The 16,965-nt window shown below is 39.2% G+C and carries 17 protein-coding genes; 10 read left to right on the forward strand and 7 right to left on the reverse strand.

Going from position 1 to position 16,965, the window contains the following annotated elements; genetic code table 11:
- The first annotated feature begins 112 nt into the window (after nt 1-112).
- From ALPR1_RS19785 to ALPR1_RS19825, 10 genes are all read left to right on the forward strand, one after another.
- Nucleotides 113-778, forward strand: coding sequence for a CBS domain-containing protein (locus tag ALPR1_RS19785; RefSeq protein WP_008203358.1), 666 nt, complete (start codon nt 113-115; stop codon nt 776-778).
- Nucleotides 779-781: 3 nt separating this feature from the next.
- Nucleotides 782-1,657, forward strand: coding sequence for an NAD kinase (locus ALPR1_RS19790; RefSeq protein ID WP_008203359.1), 876 nt, complete (start codon nt 782-784; stop codon nt 1,655-1,657).
- Nucleotides 1,658-1,766: 109 nt separating this feature from the next.
- The gene (porG, locus tag ALPR1_RS19795) at nt 1,767-2,516 is read left to right on the forward strand and encodes a type IX secretion system protein PorG (RefSeq protein ID WP_008203360.1); all 750 of its coding nucleotides are present in this window, start codon (nt 1,767-1,769) and stop codon (nt 2,514-2,516) included.
- A gap of 45 nt (nt 2,517-2,561) precedes the next feature.
- Nucleotides 2,562-3,338: an isoprenyl transferase gene (locus ALPR1_RS19800; protein ID WP_083796202.1), complete on the forward strand. Its 777-nt coding sequence runs from the start codon at nt 2,562-2,564 to the stop codon at nt 3,336-3,338.
- Between the two features lie 7 nt (nt 3,339-3,345).
- Nucleotides 3,346-6,042 (forward strand): BamA/OMP85 family outer membrane protein, encoded by a 2,697-nt coding sequence (locus ALPR1_RS19805; protein WP_040303052.1) that lies wholly within the window; start codon nt 3,346-3,348, stop codon nt 6,040-6,042.
- Nucleotides 6,043-6,131: 89 nt separating this feature from the next.
- Complete coding sequence (locus ALPR1_RS19810) at nt 6,132-6,662, forward strand: OmpH family outer membrane protein (RefSeq protein WP_008203363.1); 531 nt, start codon at nt 6,132-6,134, stop codon at nt 6,660-6,662.
- A gap of 13 nt (nt 6,663-6,675) precedes the next feature.
- Complete coding sequence (locus ALPR1_RS19815; RefSeq protein ID WP_008203364.1) at nt 6,676-7,233, forward strand: OmpH family outer membrane protein; 558 nt, start codon at nt 6,676-6,678, stop codon at nt 7,231-7,233.
- Nucleotides 7,234-7,347: 114 nt separating this feature from the next.
- Nucleotides 7,348-7,653 (forward strand): thioredoxin family protein, encoded by a 306-nt coding sequence (locus ALPR1_RS19820; RefSeq protein WP_008203366.1) that lies wholly within the window; start codon nt 7,348-7,350, stop codon nt 7,651-7,653.
- 68 nt (nt 7,654-7,721) lie between these two features.
- Nucleotides 7,722-8,081, forward strand: coding sequence for a hypothetical protein (locus tag ALPR1_RS21045; protein ID WP_050776415.1), 360 nt, complete (start codon nt 7,722-7,724; stop codon nt 8,079-8,081).
- Nucleotides 8,082-8,105: 24 nt separating this feature from the next.
- A complete protein-coding gene (locus ALPR1_RS19825; protein ID WP_050776416.1) occupies nt 8,106-9,851 on the forward strand; it encodes a beta-L-arabinofuranosidase domain-containing protein in 1,746 nt (581 codons plus the stop codon).
- An 80-nt stretch (nt 9,852-9,931) separates the two neighbouring features.
- Here the strand turns inward: ALPR1_RS19825 and ALPR1_RS19830 are convergent, their stop codons facing one another.
- From ALPR1_RS19830 to accD, 7 genes are all read right to left on the reverse strand, one after another.
- Nucleotides 9,932-11,236, reverse strand: a complete 1,305-nt coding sequence (locus ALPR1_RS19830) for a pseudouridine synthase (protein ID WP_008203367.1) — start codon at nt 11,234-11,236, stop codon at nt 9,932-9,934.
- 126 nt (nt 11,237-11,362) lie between these two features.
- Nucleotides 11,363-12,178, reverse strand: coding sequence for an N-acetylmuramic acid 6-phosphate etherase (murQ, locus tag ALPR1_RS19835; protein ID WP_008203369.1), 816 nt, complete (start codon nt 12,176-12,178; stop codon nt 11,363-11,365).
- Nucleotides 12,175-13,017, reverse strand: coding sequence for a hypothetical protein (locus ALPR1_RS19840; protein WP_008203371.1), 843 nt, complete (start codon nt 13,015-13,017; stop codon nt 12,175-12,177). The genes murQ and ALPR1_RS19840 overlap by 4 nt, the downstream gene beginning before the upstream one ends.
- A 1-nt stretch (nt 13,018) precedes the next feature.
- Nucleotides 13,019-13,246, reverse strand: coding sequence for a cytochrome b5 domain-containing protein (locus ALPR1_RS19845; RefSeq protein WP_008203374.1), 228 nt, complete (start codon nt 13,244-13,246; stop codon nt 13,019-13,021).
- On the reverse strand, nt 13,247-14,398 hold the full coding sequence (locus ALPR1_RS19850; RefSeq protein WP_008203376.1) for a formimidoylglutamase: 1,152 nt from the start codon (nt 14,396-14,398) through the stop codon (nt 13,247-13,249).
- Between the two features lie 194 nt (nt 14,399-14,592).
- On the reverse strand, nt 14,593-15,897 hold the full coding sequence (gene nqrF, locus ALPR1_RS19855; RefSeq protein ID WP_008203378.1) for an NADH:ubiquinone reductase (Na(+)-transporting) subunit F: 1,305 nt from the start codon (nt 15,895-15,897) through the stop codon (nt 14,593-14,595).
- A gap of 134 nt (nt 15,898-16,031) precedes the next feature.
- Nucleotides 16,032-16,874, reverse strand: a complete 843-nt coding sequence (gene accD, locus ALPR1_RS19860) for an acetyl-CoA carboxylase, carboxyltransferase subunit beta (RefSeq protein ID WP_008203380.1) — start codon at nt 16,872-16,874, stop codon at nt 16,032-16,034.
- Nucleotides 16,875-16,965: the final 91 nt, after the last annotated feature.

Consider the following 16,965-nt stretch of genomic DNA (forward strand, 5'->3'; position numbering starts at 1 on the left):
TTCTTAATACTTCAGCTCAAAACTTCTAAAACAGCAGGAAATCACAAGATGTCCAAACAAGTTTAAAGCTTTGGGCGTTTTAAATTCTAAATTCATTCCCTATATTTCAATAATGCAGGCCTACGAATTCATCAATAATCTAATTCCACCCTTGAAACTCAGCGACAAAACTGGGATGGCCTTGGCGTGGATGGAAGAAATTCGTACAGATACGCTTCCGGTTGTGGATAAGGGAGTCTTTTTAGGAATGCTAAGAGAAGAGATGATTTTTGACCTCAACAATGCTGATATATTAATATCAGATGTTATGCTAGATGGACAGACTTGTTGGGTTTATGGAGATAAGCATATTTATGATGTCCTAAAAGTAAGCTCAGAGCAAGACAGCAATATTGTAGGAGTTCTTGGAAGGGAGCAAGAATATCTAGGTGTGGTCACTATGGAAGACGCAATTTCCGCTTTCGCAGAAAGCCTTTCTATCCAGTCACAAGGAAGTGTTTTGGTTTTATCCTTGTATATGACTGATTATAGTCTTTCTGAGATATCTAGAATCGTAGAAAGTGAAAACACAAAAGTGCTGAGTTCATTTATTTCCAGTGATCCATTAGATAGCGCCAAGATTAAACTTACCCTAAAATTGGATCAGCCAGAACTTCGTCATATTAAAGCCACTTTAGAAAGGTTTGGCTATAAAATTTTAGATCACTACCAGGAAGAAAGTGGAATTAGCGGGGAAGAAGACCGAATCGGTAACTTGCTGAGATTTTTAGATATTTGATTCATGAAGGTAGCCTTACATGGCTTAGCACTCAAAGCTGAGTATTTTCAGCACGTTCAGATCCTTTTTGAGGAGCTAAGCAAATTCAATTTTGAGATTTTCGTAACAGAGCAATTTGACAGGCAACTCCGAATGCATGGAAATAAAGCCTTGCAATATTGGGTCCTAGAAAGCAAAAAAGATATGGCAATGATGGATTTCATGATTTCCATTGGTGGAGACGGTACCCTTTTGGATACTGTTTGCCAAGTGGGAGAATGTGAAGTTCCGATTCTAGGCCTGAATACAGGAAGATTAGGTTTTCTTGCTACGGTAGCCACCAAAGATATCTCAAAGGCGATTGAACAGTTGGCCAGCGAAAACTTTCAAATAGAAACACGGGGATTAATCTCCTTGCATTCACATAAAAGGCTTTTCAATGGGCTGAATTTTGCGCTTAATGAATTCACCATCCATAAACGCGACACCTCCTCTATGATTACAGTTCATACTTACATTGATGGAAAATACCTAAATAGTTATTGGGCTGATGGATTGATCGTATCTACTCCAACAGGGTCTACTGGCTATTCACTCAGCTGTGGGGGACCTTTGATCTCACCTGAAGCTAAGAACTTGGTGATTACTCCTGTGAGTCCGCATAACCTCAACGTGCGTCCCATCATTGTATCAGATGACAGCGAAATTAGCTTTGAAATAGAGGGAAGAGCTGAAAAGTTTCTTATCTCTTTGGATTCTAGGTCTACTTCCATTTCCTCAGAAGTAAAGCTCAGTGTCAAAAAAGAATTATTTCAGGCAAAGTTGATAAAGCTCCCACATTATCATTTCTTTGATACCTTGAGGCAAAAGCTAAATTGGGGATTAGATATGAGAAATTAGAATTCCCAAAAGATTGGTAAATTCACAGAAATTTAGCTTAACAATTATTAACCCGTTAAATACTAGCAAGCGTTTTTTATACGTTAGCTACTTCATAACTTGCATCGTCTTGAAAAAAGTCAATTTTCAGATTTTCAGTCACTTATTCATTTTCCTGCTTTTATTCTCAGGCATATGCCTAGAAGTGAAAGCACAGAAATACGAAATCGGTGGGGGTCTCGGAGTAGCAACCTACTCAGGAGATATTATCCGAAAAATTGACCCTGGCCAAATTGGCCTTCAAGGAACGTTGTTTGGCAAGAGAAATTTTGACAATGTATGGACACTGCGAGCGGGATTGAGTTTAGCCCGTCTTAATGCAGCGGACAGCATTAAACCGTTGGATGAAATGGCCAGGGTTAGGGATGGAAGATTCCGAGCAGGAGTTATTGAGGCTTCCGCTGTGATGGAATTTAATTTTCTGGACTATTTAAGAAATAATTCAGAGTTCCGGTTTTCCCCCTACGCTTTCTTTGGGATAGGTTATTCTTATATTCTAGCAAAAGGGAACACGTTTCAATATAATGTATCCTCAAGGTACGATTTAGGAACAGTGGTAATCCCCTTTGGTGGAGGTGTCAAGTACCGACTCAATGATCGGTGGACATTAGCTGCGGAATTAGGATTCAGACCTACATTGACTGATTATTTGGATAAAATAGACAGCACGGAACCAGCGATCCCACGCTTTCCAGATCCAAATAACCCCGATATGCCATATGGAATCAATTTTGGCAATCCAAACGATAAGGATTGGTATTACTTCCTAGGGTTAACAATAAGCTATACTTTCGCGTCTACAAAGTGCTATGCCTATTAATTAATTGACCCTTAGGGGCAATTTATTGGAAAAGAAATAGCATTTTTGTACCTCCAAAAATCGAGGTATTCGGAAAACACTGGAATGAAGGAAGAATTAGACCCAAACAGGATCCCCCGACATATTGCAATTATCATGGACGGTAATGGCCGTTGGGCCAAGAAAAAAGGTGCGATGAGGATCTTCGGACATCACCATGCCATAAAAGCTGTCAGGGATGCTATAGAAGGAGCCAATAACCTTGGCGTTAAATACCTTACCCTCTTTTCATTTTCAACTGAAAACTGGTCTAGACCAAAAGAGGAAGTAGAGGGATTGATGGCTTTATTAGTAAAAACCATCGCCAATGAGGTGCCTATGATGATGAAAAATAATATCGTCATGGATAGCATCGGGGATATCGATAGCCTTCCAGAAACCGCATACAAACAACTCAAAGAAGCAAAGGAAAAAACCGCTTCTAATACTGGTCTCAAGCTCATTTTAGCACTTAGCTATAGTGGACAATGGGAACTCACCCAAGCAGCACGTCGCATTGCTCAAAAAGTCTCAGATGGAAAATTGAAGGTGGATGACATTTCTCAGGAAGTGTTTGCAAACCATCTGGAAACCAAGGACATTCCTGATCCCGAATTAATGATCAGGACTTCTGGAGAATTCAGAATAAGCAATTTTCTGCTTTGGCAACTGGCATACACGGAATTACATTTCACTCCGGTGTTATGGCCAGATTTTAGAGAAAAGCATCTAGTCGCTGCCATCCTCGATTATCAAAAAAGAGAGAGGAGATTTGGTAAGACAGGTGAGCAAGTTAAACCTTAAGTAATTGATGAAAAGAAGTTTACTGATTCTGTTTTGTCTGGTTTGGACAAGTTCAGCAATGGCGCAAATACGTTTGGGCCAAAGCCGCTATGCCTCCACTCAACCAGTCAATATCCTGGAGTTGAATTATCAAAAACCCCAGATGTATAGAATCGCTGAAATAAAAGCGGTAGGATTGACGACGCTCGATGAGATCGCAATTATCTCTCTTTCTGGATTGAAAGTTGACGATACCATTGAAGTTCCAGGTGATGCTATTTCTAATGCCCTTAAAAAGCTTTGGGCTCAAGGAATCATCGGGGATGTGAAAATTCTAGTTACCAAAGTAGAAGGAGATGATATTTATCTTCTTTTAGACTTAACAGAACGACCAAGATTTTCCCGTGTAGAATTTAGCGGGATGAATAAAACTCAGGAAGGCGAATTAAAGGATAAAGTAAATATCCGAGGTAGAGTTGTTAGAGATGACGTGCTGAATACCGCCAAAAGAAACATTGAAAAATATTACTTGGATAAAGGTTACTTAAATGCCGATGTAAAAATTATCCAAGAAAGAGATACGACCCTTCCAAACTCAGTGAAGCTTAGATTTGACGTGGACACGAAGTCCAAAGTCAAAATCAATGAGATCAAAATTTACGGTAACGAGGAAATCGCTGATTCTAAAGTCAAGAAGAAACTTAAGAAAACGAAGGAGCATGCAAGAGTAAGTGTTTTCAAAGATGTTTACTCTAGAATCACCAGTGCAAATGCTTCTGACATTTCTAATACCGTTTTTCATACCGATTCTGCTTCTTCGCAGGATGTGAAAAATTATATCAACAAGAACTTCAAGCTTAATTTCTTCAGTGGATCCAAGTACATCCCTAAAGAATACATTGCTGACAAACAAAGCGTGATTAATTTCTACAATAGTAGAGGTTTTAGAGATGCTGAAATTGTTGAAGATTCAGTTTATGACTTCACTCAGGACAAAATCAATATTGACATTGAAGTCGAAGAAGGTAGAAAGTATTACTACAGAAATATAACCTTTACAGGTAATTACATTCATCCAGATCCTGTTTTGTTAGCAAAACTAGGAATTCAAAGAGGGGATGTTTACAATAAAGAATTACTTGATAAGCGACTTAATTACGATCCTGAGAAAGGAGATGACGTGAGTTCACTATATCAAGATGACGGATACCTGTTCTTTAGCATTGATCCTGTAGAGGTGAATGTTGCAGGAGACTCGATAGATCTCGAAATGAGAATTTTTGAAGGTCCTCAGGTAACTGTAAACTCTGTAAACATCAAAGGAAACGAAAGAACGTCTGACCATGTGGTTATGCGTGAAATTCGTATTCTTCCAGGTCAGAAATTCAATAGAAGTTTGTTAGTTCGTACGATTCGAGAACTTTCCACTTTAGGCTATTTTGACCCTGAAAAAATCAATCCTGATTTAAGACCAAACTTTGAAGCTGCCACAGTGGATATCACGTTTGAGTTGGAAGAAAGACCGAATGACCAAATCGAATTATCCGGTGGTTGGGGAGGTTTCTACGGATTCGTAGGTACTGTTGGATTGGTATTTAACAACTTCTCGATCCGAAATATTGGCGATTTCTCTAAATGGGATCCATTGCCTGTTGGAGATGGACAAAAGCTTTCCTTACGTGTTCAGGCAAATGGTAGAAGTTTCCAGAACTATTCAGTTTCCTTAACTGAACCTTGGTTTGGAGGTAAAAAGCCGCAAGCATTAAGCTTTAGCTTTAACCACTCTGTTCAAAGACAAGTCGATTTCTATAATCAGAATAACTTTGGTAACGATTTAGGATACTTCAAGATTACGGGGGTAACTCTCGGACTTGCTAAGCGTGTTACTTGGCCTGATGATTACTTCAGCATTAGTAACTCACTACAATTCCAGATCTATGAATTTGATCGATTCGGTACCTCATTTGGCTTGAGCTATCCTACTGGTACCTCTAATAGTATTACATTAAATACGACCATTTCCAGAAATAACGTAGATAACCCTACCTTCCCAAGATTTGGTTCTAATATCATCTTATCTGCAGCTGTAACACCACCTTATGCATCGTTAAACAAAAATCTTAACGAAGAGTCTACAGACCAGGAGAAGTACAAGTGGCTTGAGTATCATAAGTGGATGTTTGATGCATCTATTTATACACCGCTCTTTGGATCGAATAAATTCGTGGCCAGTGCAAGAGCACACATGGGCTTCCTAGGTTCATATGGAAATAAAATCGGTATCATTCCTTTAGAAAGATTCGTAATGGGTGGTGATGGAATGACCTTTAATAACTTTGCCTTAGGACAGGAAATTATTGGTCTTAGAGGTTATGAAAACCAGTCTATCACTCCAGGTAGAGATACACGTGGACAAGATAATGCAGACCCATACGGTGGTATTGTCTATAACAAATACGTGATGGAATTAAGATACTTGGTATCTCCTAACCCATCTGCCACCATCTTCGTACTAGGATTTGCGGAAGCGGGTAATAACTGGGGATCCTATGCGGACTTCAACCCTTATGACTTGAAAAAATCTGCTGGTGTGGGTGCAAGAATCTTTATGCCTGCGTTTGGTTTGCTAGGAGTCGATTGGGGATATGGATTTGATGCCATCCCAGGAACAACTGAAATTAGTGGTTCACAATTCCACTTTAGAATCGGTCAACAATTCAGATAATGATGGAAACCGGAGATAGATTAGTTAATTTATGCAAAATTATATCCAAAAAAGGATTTTAATATAGCGGCTAAATCTTGTCCATAACCATGAAAAAATCACTGAAAATATTATTTTTGCTGCTCTTTGCCATGCAAGTACTGCCTGCAAGCGCTCAAAAGTTCGGTTATATTGATACTGAATACATTCTCAACAAACATCCGGACTATAAAGTCATCCAGCAGGAGCTCCAAAGTCTGAGCAATGCTTGGAAGAAAGAGGCACAAAATTTGGATAAAGAGATAAAGGATCTTTATGATCAGTTAAAAGCTGAAGAAGTACTGTTGACAGAAGAGATGTACCAAGAGAGACAGGAAGTCATCAAACAGAAGCAGCAGGAGTCACAAGCCTTTAACAGTCGCATATTCGGAATTGAAGGACAATATTACCAGAAGCAAGCAGAATTGCTTCAACCCCTTCAATCAAAAATATACGATGCGATCGAGCGAGTATCCAGAAAAAATGGTTTGGCAGTTCTGTTTGATAAAGCAGCAGGACCTTCAGCCATTATTTATACAGATCCACGACATGACTATTCAGAGTTTGTCCTGGAGGAATTAGGAATCGAAGAAAACAATTAATTACAAACAAAGTATGAACAAAGTAAAAGTTATCCTTTCAGCAGTAGCATTGCTTTGCGTAGGATTTGCGGCACAAGCTCAAGACATCAAAATTGGATATACCAATGTGGAGTTTATTATGGACTTGATGCCAGAAATGGAACAAATTGGAGCTGATATTCAAGACTACCAAACTCAGCTACAAACGAATATTCAGACAAAAGCTGCAGACTTCCAGCGTCAAGTGCAGACTTATCAACAAGCTGCACAAACAATGACTGAAGAAGCTAGAGCAGCTAAAGAAGGTGAGCTTAGCAAACTTCAAGGTGATCTTCAGAAATACGAGCAAGACGCTCAGGTTTCTTACCAGAGAAAGTTAGGTGAATTATTAGAACCAGTACAAACTAAAGTGATCAACGCGATCAATACGGTTGCTGCTGAAAATAATTACACCCACGTATTTGCAGAAACTGCAGGTCAAGCTCCAGTGTTACTTTACACGAAAGAAGAAGACAAATTCACAGAGCTAGTATTGGCAAAGTTAGGTCTAGAAATGCCTGCTGCACCAACTACTCCAGCACCAACAAACTAATAATAAAAGTTTTGATGAAAATGGCTATCCGAGAATCGGGTAGCCATTTTTTTTGTCTATTACATTCAAAAGAATGTAGGCTTCAATCTTGAAAGAGTTTTTATAAATTCGTCTATGCCTAAAAAGAACCCAAAAGAAATCATCACGAAAGGATTAGATGCAGTTTTGGTAGATTTTCGTGCGGATTGGTGTGGCCCTTGCCAGACCATGGATCCTATTATTGAAGAAGTGCTGGATGGTTTAGGAGGTAAGATTAAACTTCTTAAACTAAACATTGACAAGCATCCACAAATGGCGCAACAATTTGCGGTACGCTCTATTCCTCATTACATCTTATTCAAAAAGGGAAAAATACTCTGGAGAAAAGGAGGAATTCTACCAAAAAGAGAATTGGAAAAAGCTTTAAAGGGCTTTGTCTGACTTTTATGTAAAGGGTTATCTGTTCATCTAGGTATTTCCTATTTTGCCATGGTCCAAAGAACTTTACCATGAAGCATCGTTTTACAACCCTATTATTTTTAGTGATTCTTTTTGCTTGTAAATCTCCCGAGCAATCAAATGAACCACATTACCTTTCCAATCGTGCTCCTTTAATCCCTACAGCATATTTAGAGTTACCACTTGGAAGCATTCAACCTGAAGGTTGGCTGAAAGATCAATTGCAGCTCATGGCCAATGGAATGACTGGACACCTGGATGAAATTTACCCTGAGGTAGTTGGAGATCGGAATGGTTGGCTGGGAGGAGATGGAGATGGCTGGGAAAGAGGCCCCTATTGGATTGATGGATTGTTGCCGCTGGCATATATTCTCGAAGATGAAAAACTAAAGGAAAAGGCTCGAAGATGAAAAACTAAAGGAAAAGGCGCTGAAATGGGTCAATTGGACATTAGAAAATCAGGCAGAATCCGGATATTTGAAGCGGGGATTCAAAAAGGTCCTCGTAAAGACTGGTGGCCAAAAATGGTCATGCTGAAAGTTCTGCCAAAAATGGTCATGCTGAAAGTTCTTCAGCAATACTATCAGGCTACCGAGGACGAACGAGTGATCCAAGCATTGACAAACTATTTTCATTACCAATTAGAAGAGCTACCAAACATACCTATGGATCATCTTTCCTTTTGGGCTAATCGTCGTGCAGGAGATAATCTGCAAGTGGTTTTTTGGTTGTACAACATTACTGGTGATCCCAAATTAATTGAATTGGGTGATTTAATTCAGGAGCAAACTTTCCCATGGCAAGCTGTTTACAATAACCCTGAAAATGACAGTGTATTTGAAAATGTCTGGCATTATAATCAAATAAAAGGCTATCCTTTTGACCAAGAAGAAATAAAAAGTCTTTCCTTAACCCAAGTTCCAGGCCTCCACACAGTCAATGTAGCTCAAGGCCTCAAACAGCCTGGGGTTTACTATCAAAAAAGTGGAGATCCAGCTGCCATAACTTCCATCAAGACTGCTTTGGAAACTTTAAAAAAGCACCATGGACAAGCTCAGGGAATGTATGGCGGAGATGAACCTTTACATGGAAATGCTCCTACCCAAGGTATCGAATTTTGCTCCATTTCAGAGGAAATGTATTCCTTAGAAAGCTTAATTAAAATCTCAGGAGATATGGAGTTTGCCGATCTTTTGGAAAAAATCACTTTCAATGCCTTGCCTACTCAGGCATCAGATGATTACAGTTCACGACAGTATTTCCAAGCAGCCAACCAAGTTTCCCTTTCTGATAAAATAGATGTCTCTTATGAGACAGAAAATCATGACGGGACTGATTTTGTTTTTGGCACTTTGACAGGCTATCCTTGCTGCACCACCAATATGCATCAGAGTTGGCCTAAGTTTGTACAAAATCTATTTTATGCCACTCCCGATAGAGGAGTTGCTGCACTTCAATATGCCCCTAGCAATGTGAAGCTACTTGTGGGAGATCAAGCAGAATTGACTTTGAAAGAAAGTACCGGCTATCCATTCAGAGATCAGATTTCTTTTGAAATGGAACTTTCGAAAAGCTCTGAATTCCCATTTCACCTTAGAGTTCCTTCTTGGGCCGTTTCTCCATCTATTCAAATCAATGGAGAGGATGTGGAATTTCAGATAAAAAATGGAATCACTATTTTAAATCAAAAATGGAATGATGGTGATCAAATTATTTTGACACTTCCAAGTAAGCCTCAAGTATCAAGATGGTATCAGGGAATGGCCGCAATTGAAAAAGGCCCACTAGTCTATAGTCTGAAAATCCAATCCCAATCCACAACCAAAGATAGAAATGACAGGTTCAAAGCCTTTACAGAACATGAATCAACCAGTCCCTGGAATTTTGCCCTGCCTCAATCTGCGCTGGATAATTTAGCTGCTTCTTTGGAGATTAAAGAAAATGAATGGGATGGATCTTACCCTTGGAATCTGGAAAATGCTCCACTAGAAATCACGATCAATGGAATCCAATTGGATGAATGGAAAACGGTTAATGGATCACCAATTTTACCTGAGAACCTAAGAGCTGAAATCTCTCAATCGGATTGGGAAAGTGAAAATCAGATTCTAACCTTAATCCCCTACGGTTGTACAACTTTAAGAATCACAGAATTTCCAGTCGTTAAAATACTGGAATAATAAGTCGATAGAAGAAGGTTTACTTGAGAATTTGAGTCATTTCTTAACCAAAAAAAGCTCCCAATTAGGAGCTTTTCCTTTTATGCGAAATATTTAAGCTTGATCACTTCCTGCTCGGAAAGGAATCTATAATTACCTCGTTTTAGATCTTTCTTGTCAAGACCTGCATACATCACTCGGTCGAGGGCTGTTACCTCGTATCCCAAATGAGCAAAGATTCTTCTCACAATTCTATTTTTCCCTACATGAATCTCTAAACCCAAGATTTTTCTATCTACAGACAGTACCTGCATATCATCCACTTCTACTTCACCATCTTCTAAAGTCAAACCTTCTAGGATATCTTTCTCATCATTATGAGTTAAAGGTTTGTCTAACGTGACTTGGTAAATCTTTTTGATCTGGTTTGAAGGATGAGAGAGCTTGGCTGCTAATTCACCATCATTGGTAAATAATAACAAACCCGTGGTATTTCTGTCCAATCGACCTACTGGGAAAATTCTTTCCTCACAAGCATTGCCTACTAGAGCCATCACAGTCTTTCTTTCTAATGGATCATCCGTAGTAGTAATGAAGTCTTTAGGCTTGTTTAGGAGCACGTATACTGGCTTCTCTGGGTTAATCTTCTTCCCTTGGTAGACTACCCGGTCAAATTTGCTCACTTTCAGTCCTAACTCTGTAACTACCTTACCATTGACTGAAACCAGACCCTTTGCAATAAGATCATCAGCTTCTCTTCTGCTGCAAATACCGGAATTGGCAATATATTTATTCAAACGAAATAAGGTGTCCTCACCCTTTCCTTTGGCTTTTCTCGCAGGTAATTCATCAAATTTATAATCAGGCCTATCATTTTGAGCCTCAGAATTAGATTTAAATCTATTCTTGCCAAAGCCAGCTGATTTTGGCTTGCCATCATATTTTTTGGCTTTCCCGGGAGCAAAAACAGGTTTCTGATCTTTACCTCTTCCCTTATATACTAAGCCATCATTCTCGTCTTTCGAACCAAATTTTCCTGACTTCCCTCTTTTTTCAAAAGATTTTTCCCCAAATCTTTTGGGTGCATTTTCATCTTTTTGAAAACGACTGGATTTCCCTTGAAATCCTGATTTTCTATCGTTCCCCTTTTCTTCCTCTTTTGGAAATCTACTTCCAAACTTTTTCTCCCCTCCAGATCTTGAACCTTTGGAATTTTTGTCATAGGATCCTGAAGTTCCCCTTTTGTTAGACTTTGAGAATGAACTCTTGGCTAAATCGAAGCCTTCGTCCTTAACATCAGACTTTCTAGTTCTCCCTTTGGAATCACCTCTTTTATCTGATTTGTTAGATGGAGTTCCTTCATTGTCTCCCTTGAAAAATTGTTTTCTCGGATTGTTGTTTTTCATAAGTATGCAGCATCACTGCTGGATTTTTGGATTAAAATAAGCAATTGACTATCAATTCCTTAATTGGGCTGCAAAGATACAACCATTCTTTGTATTAACCCATTTAGCTCGAAAAATATCTATTGGTCAGGATGTCTTGTTCTTATAAAAATGCTCTGTTGCCAAACGAACGGAACCTTGAGTAAGTAATAGGTCCTTGGCTGCATCATACTCTGCCCCAGTTGCCTCCATAATCATTTTCACACCTCTTTCCACGAGCTTTGCATTGGATAGCTGCATATCTACCATTTTGTTGCCTTTCACTCTCCCCAGCTTGATCATCACGGTCGTAGAGATCATATTCAAGACCAACTTTTGTGCTGTCCCTGATTTCATTCGGGTACTTCCAGTAACAAACTCAGGACCTACCACTACCTCAATAGGAAAATCCACTTCCTTCCCTAAGGGAGAGTCTTCATTACAAGTGATACAGCCAGTAAGTAAACCTTTTTCTTTTGCAGTTCGAACTCCCCCAATGACATAAGGAGTTGTACCAGAGGCTGCTATTCCGATGACCGTATCATCAGGATTAAAACCATATTCTAAAATATCTTTCCAGGCCTGATCCCAGTCATCTTCCGCATTTTCTACCGCTTTTCGAATAGCAATATCTCCACCAGCCATTATTCCAATCACCCATTCATGAGGAACTCCATAGGTCGGTGGACATTCGGAAGCATCAAGAATCCCTAGCCTTCCGCTAGTTCCAGCACCGATATAAATCAGTCGGCCACCTGCCTCCATTCTAGGCACTATTTCTTTTACCAAGTCAGAAATCCCAGGCAATACGGATTTCACCGCCATTGGCACTAAGTGATCCTCCTTGTTGATGTTTTGGAGCAACTCCAAGACGGTCATTTTTTCAAGATTATCGTAATGCGATGAGCTTTCAGTTACTTTCATAATTCTTCCTGGTGATAAAGAGTCAATCCTGAAATTGGACTTTCAATAATTAAGTTTGTTGTGATTTGCGAGTCTAAAGCAGCTTTTCTTAAGATATCGCTGTTGTAGTAAGCAATGGAACCGACGAAATTCACTGGCTTGTCTCTATAGTTTTTGTATTTCATTACATGAACTTTAAAAAACTCCACAAAGGAATTGTAATAAAGCATGTAGCAATAGGGGTCTGATTTGTGCTCAGTGATAAATCTACAAAAGCTAGCCATATACCTATTAGGAAAGGGCTTTCTGTAAACATGGTCCTGAATCGTAGGAATTGTCACATGAAGCTTGGCTTCTAGCTCTTCCTTGATTGCCTTGGGCATTTCATCATTAATATAATCCATCAGGAAATTCTTTCCTACATAGCCTCCCCCACCTTGGTCCCCGAGAATATAACCTGGAGCGGGTCTAGAATCAATTATAGTTTTGCCATCAAAATCACAACTATTGGACCCAGTACCTAGGATACAGGCAATACCTGGCTCATGCCCGCAAGTTGCCTTGGCAGCCGCCGCAAGGTCATGGTCAATATGAATTTTCGCTTTTGGGAAAATTGTCTGAAGAGCAGAAGCTACTTCTTGCTTTCTCGATTCTACAGAACAACCAGCCCCGTAGTAATAAATTTGCTCAATTTCAGATTCAAGGTTGATTAAAAATTCATGTCGCATTTGAATAGCCATCTCTTCGGAAGATTGGTAGTAGGGATTAAACCCCACACCTCTAAATTGGCTAATATTTCCATTTTCATGAATGACTCGCCAATCCGTTTTTGAGGAACCACTATCTGCTATTAAAATCATTTTATATTAATTGGCCAATCGGAATAAATTTTTCAAAAACTCTCTGAGTATGGGGAGCATCTTTCAGTTCATCGGTTAGGTCTTGCCCAGCCCAATGCTCATAATGTTTCCCATTCCTCCACATTTTTGAATTACTTACGTCATAAATTATTCCTTGATAGGCGATCCAAATTTCGGGTTTATCTTGTCCATTTCTCAGCGCAAGCTGCTGCTTAGTAAATGTCTTCATTTATAGTAATTTGATCTGGGCATTGACCCAACGTTCTGGAATTTCTCCCTTTTGTGCCATCTGATAGTCTGAATAGCTACAGGGCACTGTAGTCAATCGATCAAATTTTTCTGTTTCAGTTTGAGGAATCTCCATCCACCATTTCCCGCTTTTCTTACTCTTATAGAAAACCAACGTATTAGGCTTTGAGTCCAATGAAACTGTGTATTTAATATAATCATTGCTTTTAAAGGAAAGGCTATCTTTTCTTGAATAAAAGCCCTCAATAAAATACCAGATCATCACCGCAACGACTTTTGCGGTTTTATTATGGGGATCATCGTAATAAGGCTCATAGCCAAATATTCCGATCGAACTCAGTTTTTCATTGGATCCAGCAAACCAGCAAATCTGGCAAGCCTCTTCTGCTGTCAACCCAAATGGCTGAGCATCTACCGCGCCAGGTGCATCTTTTGATTGAATAGCTCCAAGATCAAAACTGAGAAAATCTGCATTTCTGATCAAGGGCTCAATTTCCTTAAATGCAGACCTTACCTCACCTAATCGCATATGTTCAAAATATAGCTTTTCGATCACATTGATCAAGGAAGGGTCTACTAAAAAGCTTTGGTAGGCTAAATGAGAATAAGAGAATAGAAAATTTGGTTGATGAAGAATGATTTCTTGGGTATGCTGATCTGCCATTGGACCCTCTTCCTCCATATCCAACTTCCCATCTACCGTCAGCATGCTTACCAGCTTCTTCATGTTTTGGTAAGATAAATACTGCCCAAAATCCAAATCATGCGTACCCCCGATATAAATAGGTAAAATTTGACGTTTCATCAAATACTCACCTACCTGTTGGATAGCTTGGTAGCTTTCCTCAAGGGTATCACCACAAATCATATCACCAAGGTCCGCTACACGGATGGCTCCAAAACCTCGCTTCAGCTCATAAAGCTTTTCTCTAATTTCAGAACTTGATCGATCTAAACTCTCATACTTCTTTATTCCTCTGGTTTCTTTTAGCCCTACTATGGCAATCTGAATTCCTTTCAATTCAGGAAATTCTTCTCCGTAATAATGGATCTGATGAAAGAAGGTATTGTTAGGGTATTTTTTCTGCCACAGAAACTCAGCAACAGGATCGAAAAAGGATTGAATATTCATAAGGGTGCGGTATTAGGTAAAAATAATCAAAAATCACTAGGGTTTTCAAGAGTTAAGCCCCTTTTACTTTTTTAATAATTTTTAAAAACTAAATCAAAATCCCTGCCTTTTTTGTCAAAGTTTAAAAATGGATTATAGCTCAGTAGGTTAGCATTAAACAAAAAAAATCCCGCCGAAGCGGGATTTTAAAATTTTTATCCTCCGAAATCATCGAAGCGTATATTTTCTTCAGGAATTCCTAGATCATCTAGCAACTTCAATACGGCTGCGTTCATCAATGGAGGTCCACAAAGGTAGTATTCTACCTCATCTGGCTCCGGATGATCTTTTAGGTAGTTATCATACAACACTTGGTGAATGAATCCTACATATCCATCTCCTTCTTTGTCATCCAAAGACTTTTTAATCTTCCAGTTATCCTCTGGCAATGGCTCAGAAAGACCAATATGGAATTGGAAGTTAGGGAAATCTTCCTCGATTGCTCTAAAGTGAGGTACATAGAACAATTCCTTCTTAGATCTACCTCCATACCAGTAAGAAACTTTTCTTGAAGTTTTCTCTGTATGGAAAAGGTGGAAAATTTGTGCTCTCAAAGGAGCCATACCAGCACCACCACCAATGTAAACCATTTCTCTTTGAGTAGGATTGATATGGAATTCACCATATGGTCCAGAAATAGTCACTTTATCGCCAGGTACTCTTGAGAATACATAAGAAGAACAAATACCTGGATTCACATCCATCCACTTGTTATTTGCACGATCCCAAGGTGGAGTAGCAATACGAATTGTCAACATGACAATGTTACCTTCCGCTGGGTGATTAGCCATGGAATATGCTCTAAAGATTTCCTCGTCATTTCTCATAACAAGATCCCATAGACCAAATTTATCCCAATCGCTTTGATATACATCCTCTGGGTGACCCAGCTCAGGATGTGGCGTGATATCCATCTCTTTGAAATTGACTGTCACTACCGGAACGTCAATTTGGATATATCCTCCCGCTTCGAAATCCAAAGTTTCTCCTTCAGGAAGTTTTACTTTAAATTCTTTAATGAAAGTAGAAACGTTGTAGTTAGAAATAACTTCACAATCCCACTTCTTGATACCAAATATTTCATCTGGCACCCGGATTTTCATGTCGTTTTTCACTTTCACTTGACAAGCCAGACGAACATTTCCTTGTTGTTCTGCTCTACTCAAGTGTCCCTCTTCAGTAGGAAGGACTTCGCCCCCACCCTCTTCTACTACACATTTACACATGGCACAAGTACCACCGCCACCGCAAGCAGAAGGAAGAAAGATTTTTTGTCCACCCAAAGTAGATAGCAAGGTCGTGCCTGCTGAAGTTACAAGGGGAGAACTTTCGTCACCATTGATGATAATGTTGACATCTCCGGAGTTGACCAACTTAGATTGGGCAAAAAGGAGAATAAATACCAGTAGCAGGATAATTATCGTAAATGCTACTATGGATGTAATAATTACTGAACCCATGAAATATTGGTTTTACTTTTTCGTATGGATTGATTCCGATTTTCGAACACAAATATATTTATTAATCCTGTAAACAGGTCAAAACCAAATTCAAATTTGGCCTGAAACTGAGATTCATTTGATAGAATATCAGATTAATTATGCAAGAGGTTAAGAAGAGTGGTCAATCTGCTCTTTAATTGACGTCTGTCAATAATAAAATCCAGAAAGCCATGCTCCAATACAAACTCTGAACTTTGGAATCCTTTTGGTAAATCTTTACCGATTGTTTCCCGAATTACTCTTGGACCCGCAAAACCAATCAAGGCTTCTGGCTCCGCAATATTAAAATCTCCTAACATCGCATAGGAAGCTGTTACGCCACCTGTAGTAGGATCAGTCAATAGGGAAATAAAAGGAATTCCTGCTTGATCTAACAAGGCAAGCTTAGCAGATGTTTTCGCCATTTGCATTAATGAGAATCCTGCTTCCATCATTCTAGCACCTCCGGATTTGGAAATCATCAAGAATGGAACCTTATTTTTCAAGGAATAGTCAATTGCTCGAGAGATTTTTTCTCCAACTACAGAGCCCATGGATCCTCCGATGAAATTAAAGTCCATGCAGGAAACCACAAGATCCAATCCGTTCATTTTTCCTACCGCAGATCTTACTGCATCGTTTAGGTCTGTTTTTTTGATCGTCGCTTCAATTCTCGCAGTATACGGTTTGGTATCTGTGAAATTGAGCGGATCTCCTGACTTCATATCCTTGTCTAATTCGGTGAATTTGTTCCCGTCAAACAAGATCTCAAAGTACTCTTTGGATCCTATTTTTACGTGAAAATCATCGTCTGGACATACATACGCGTTGTTTTTCAACTCACGGGTATGAATGATATTTCCGTTAGGGGTCTTAAACCAAAGGCCATCTGGTGTATCCTTTTTCTCCGCTGTGGAAGTTTTGATGCCTTTGTCAGTTCTTTTAAACCAAGCCATATTGTGATTTTAGGTCGTTGTTTTGACAAATCAAAGGTTACAAATTTAGCCCTAATCTCCATTAAATAAAACCAGTAATTAAAGTACCTTG

It is taken from the genome of Algoriphagus machipongonensis, from assembly GCF_000166275.1.
Lineage (GTDB): Bacteria > Bacteroidota > Bacteroidia > Cytophagales > Cyclobacteriaceae > Algoriphagus > Algoriphagus machipongonensis.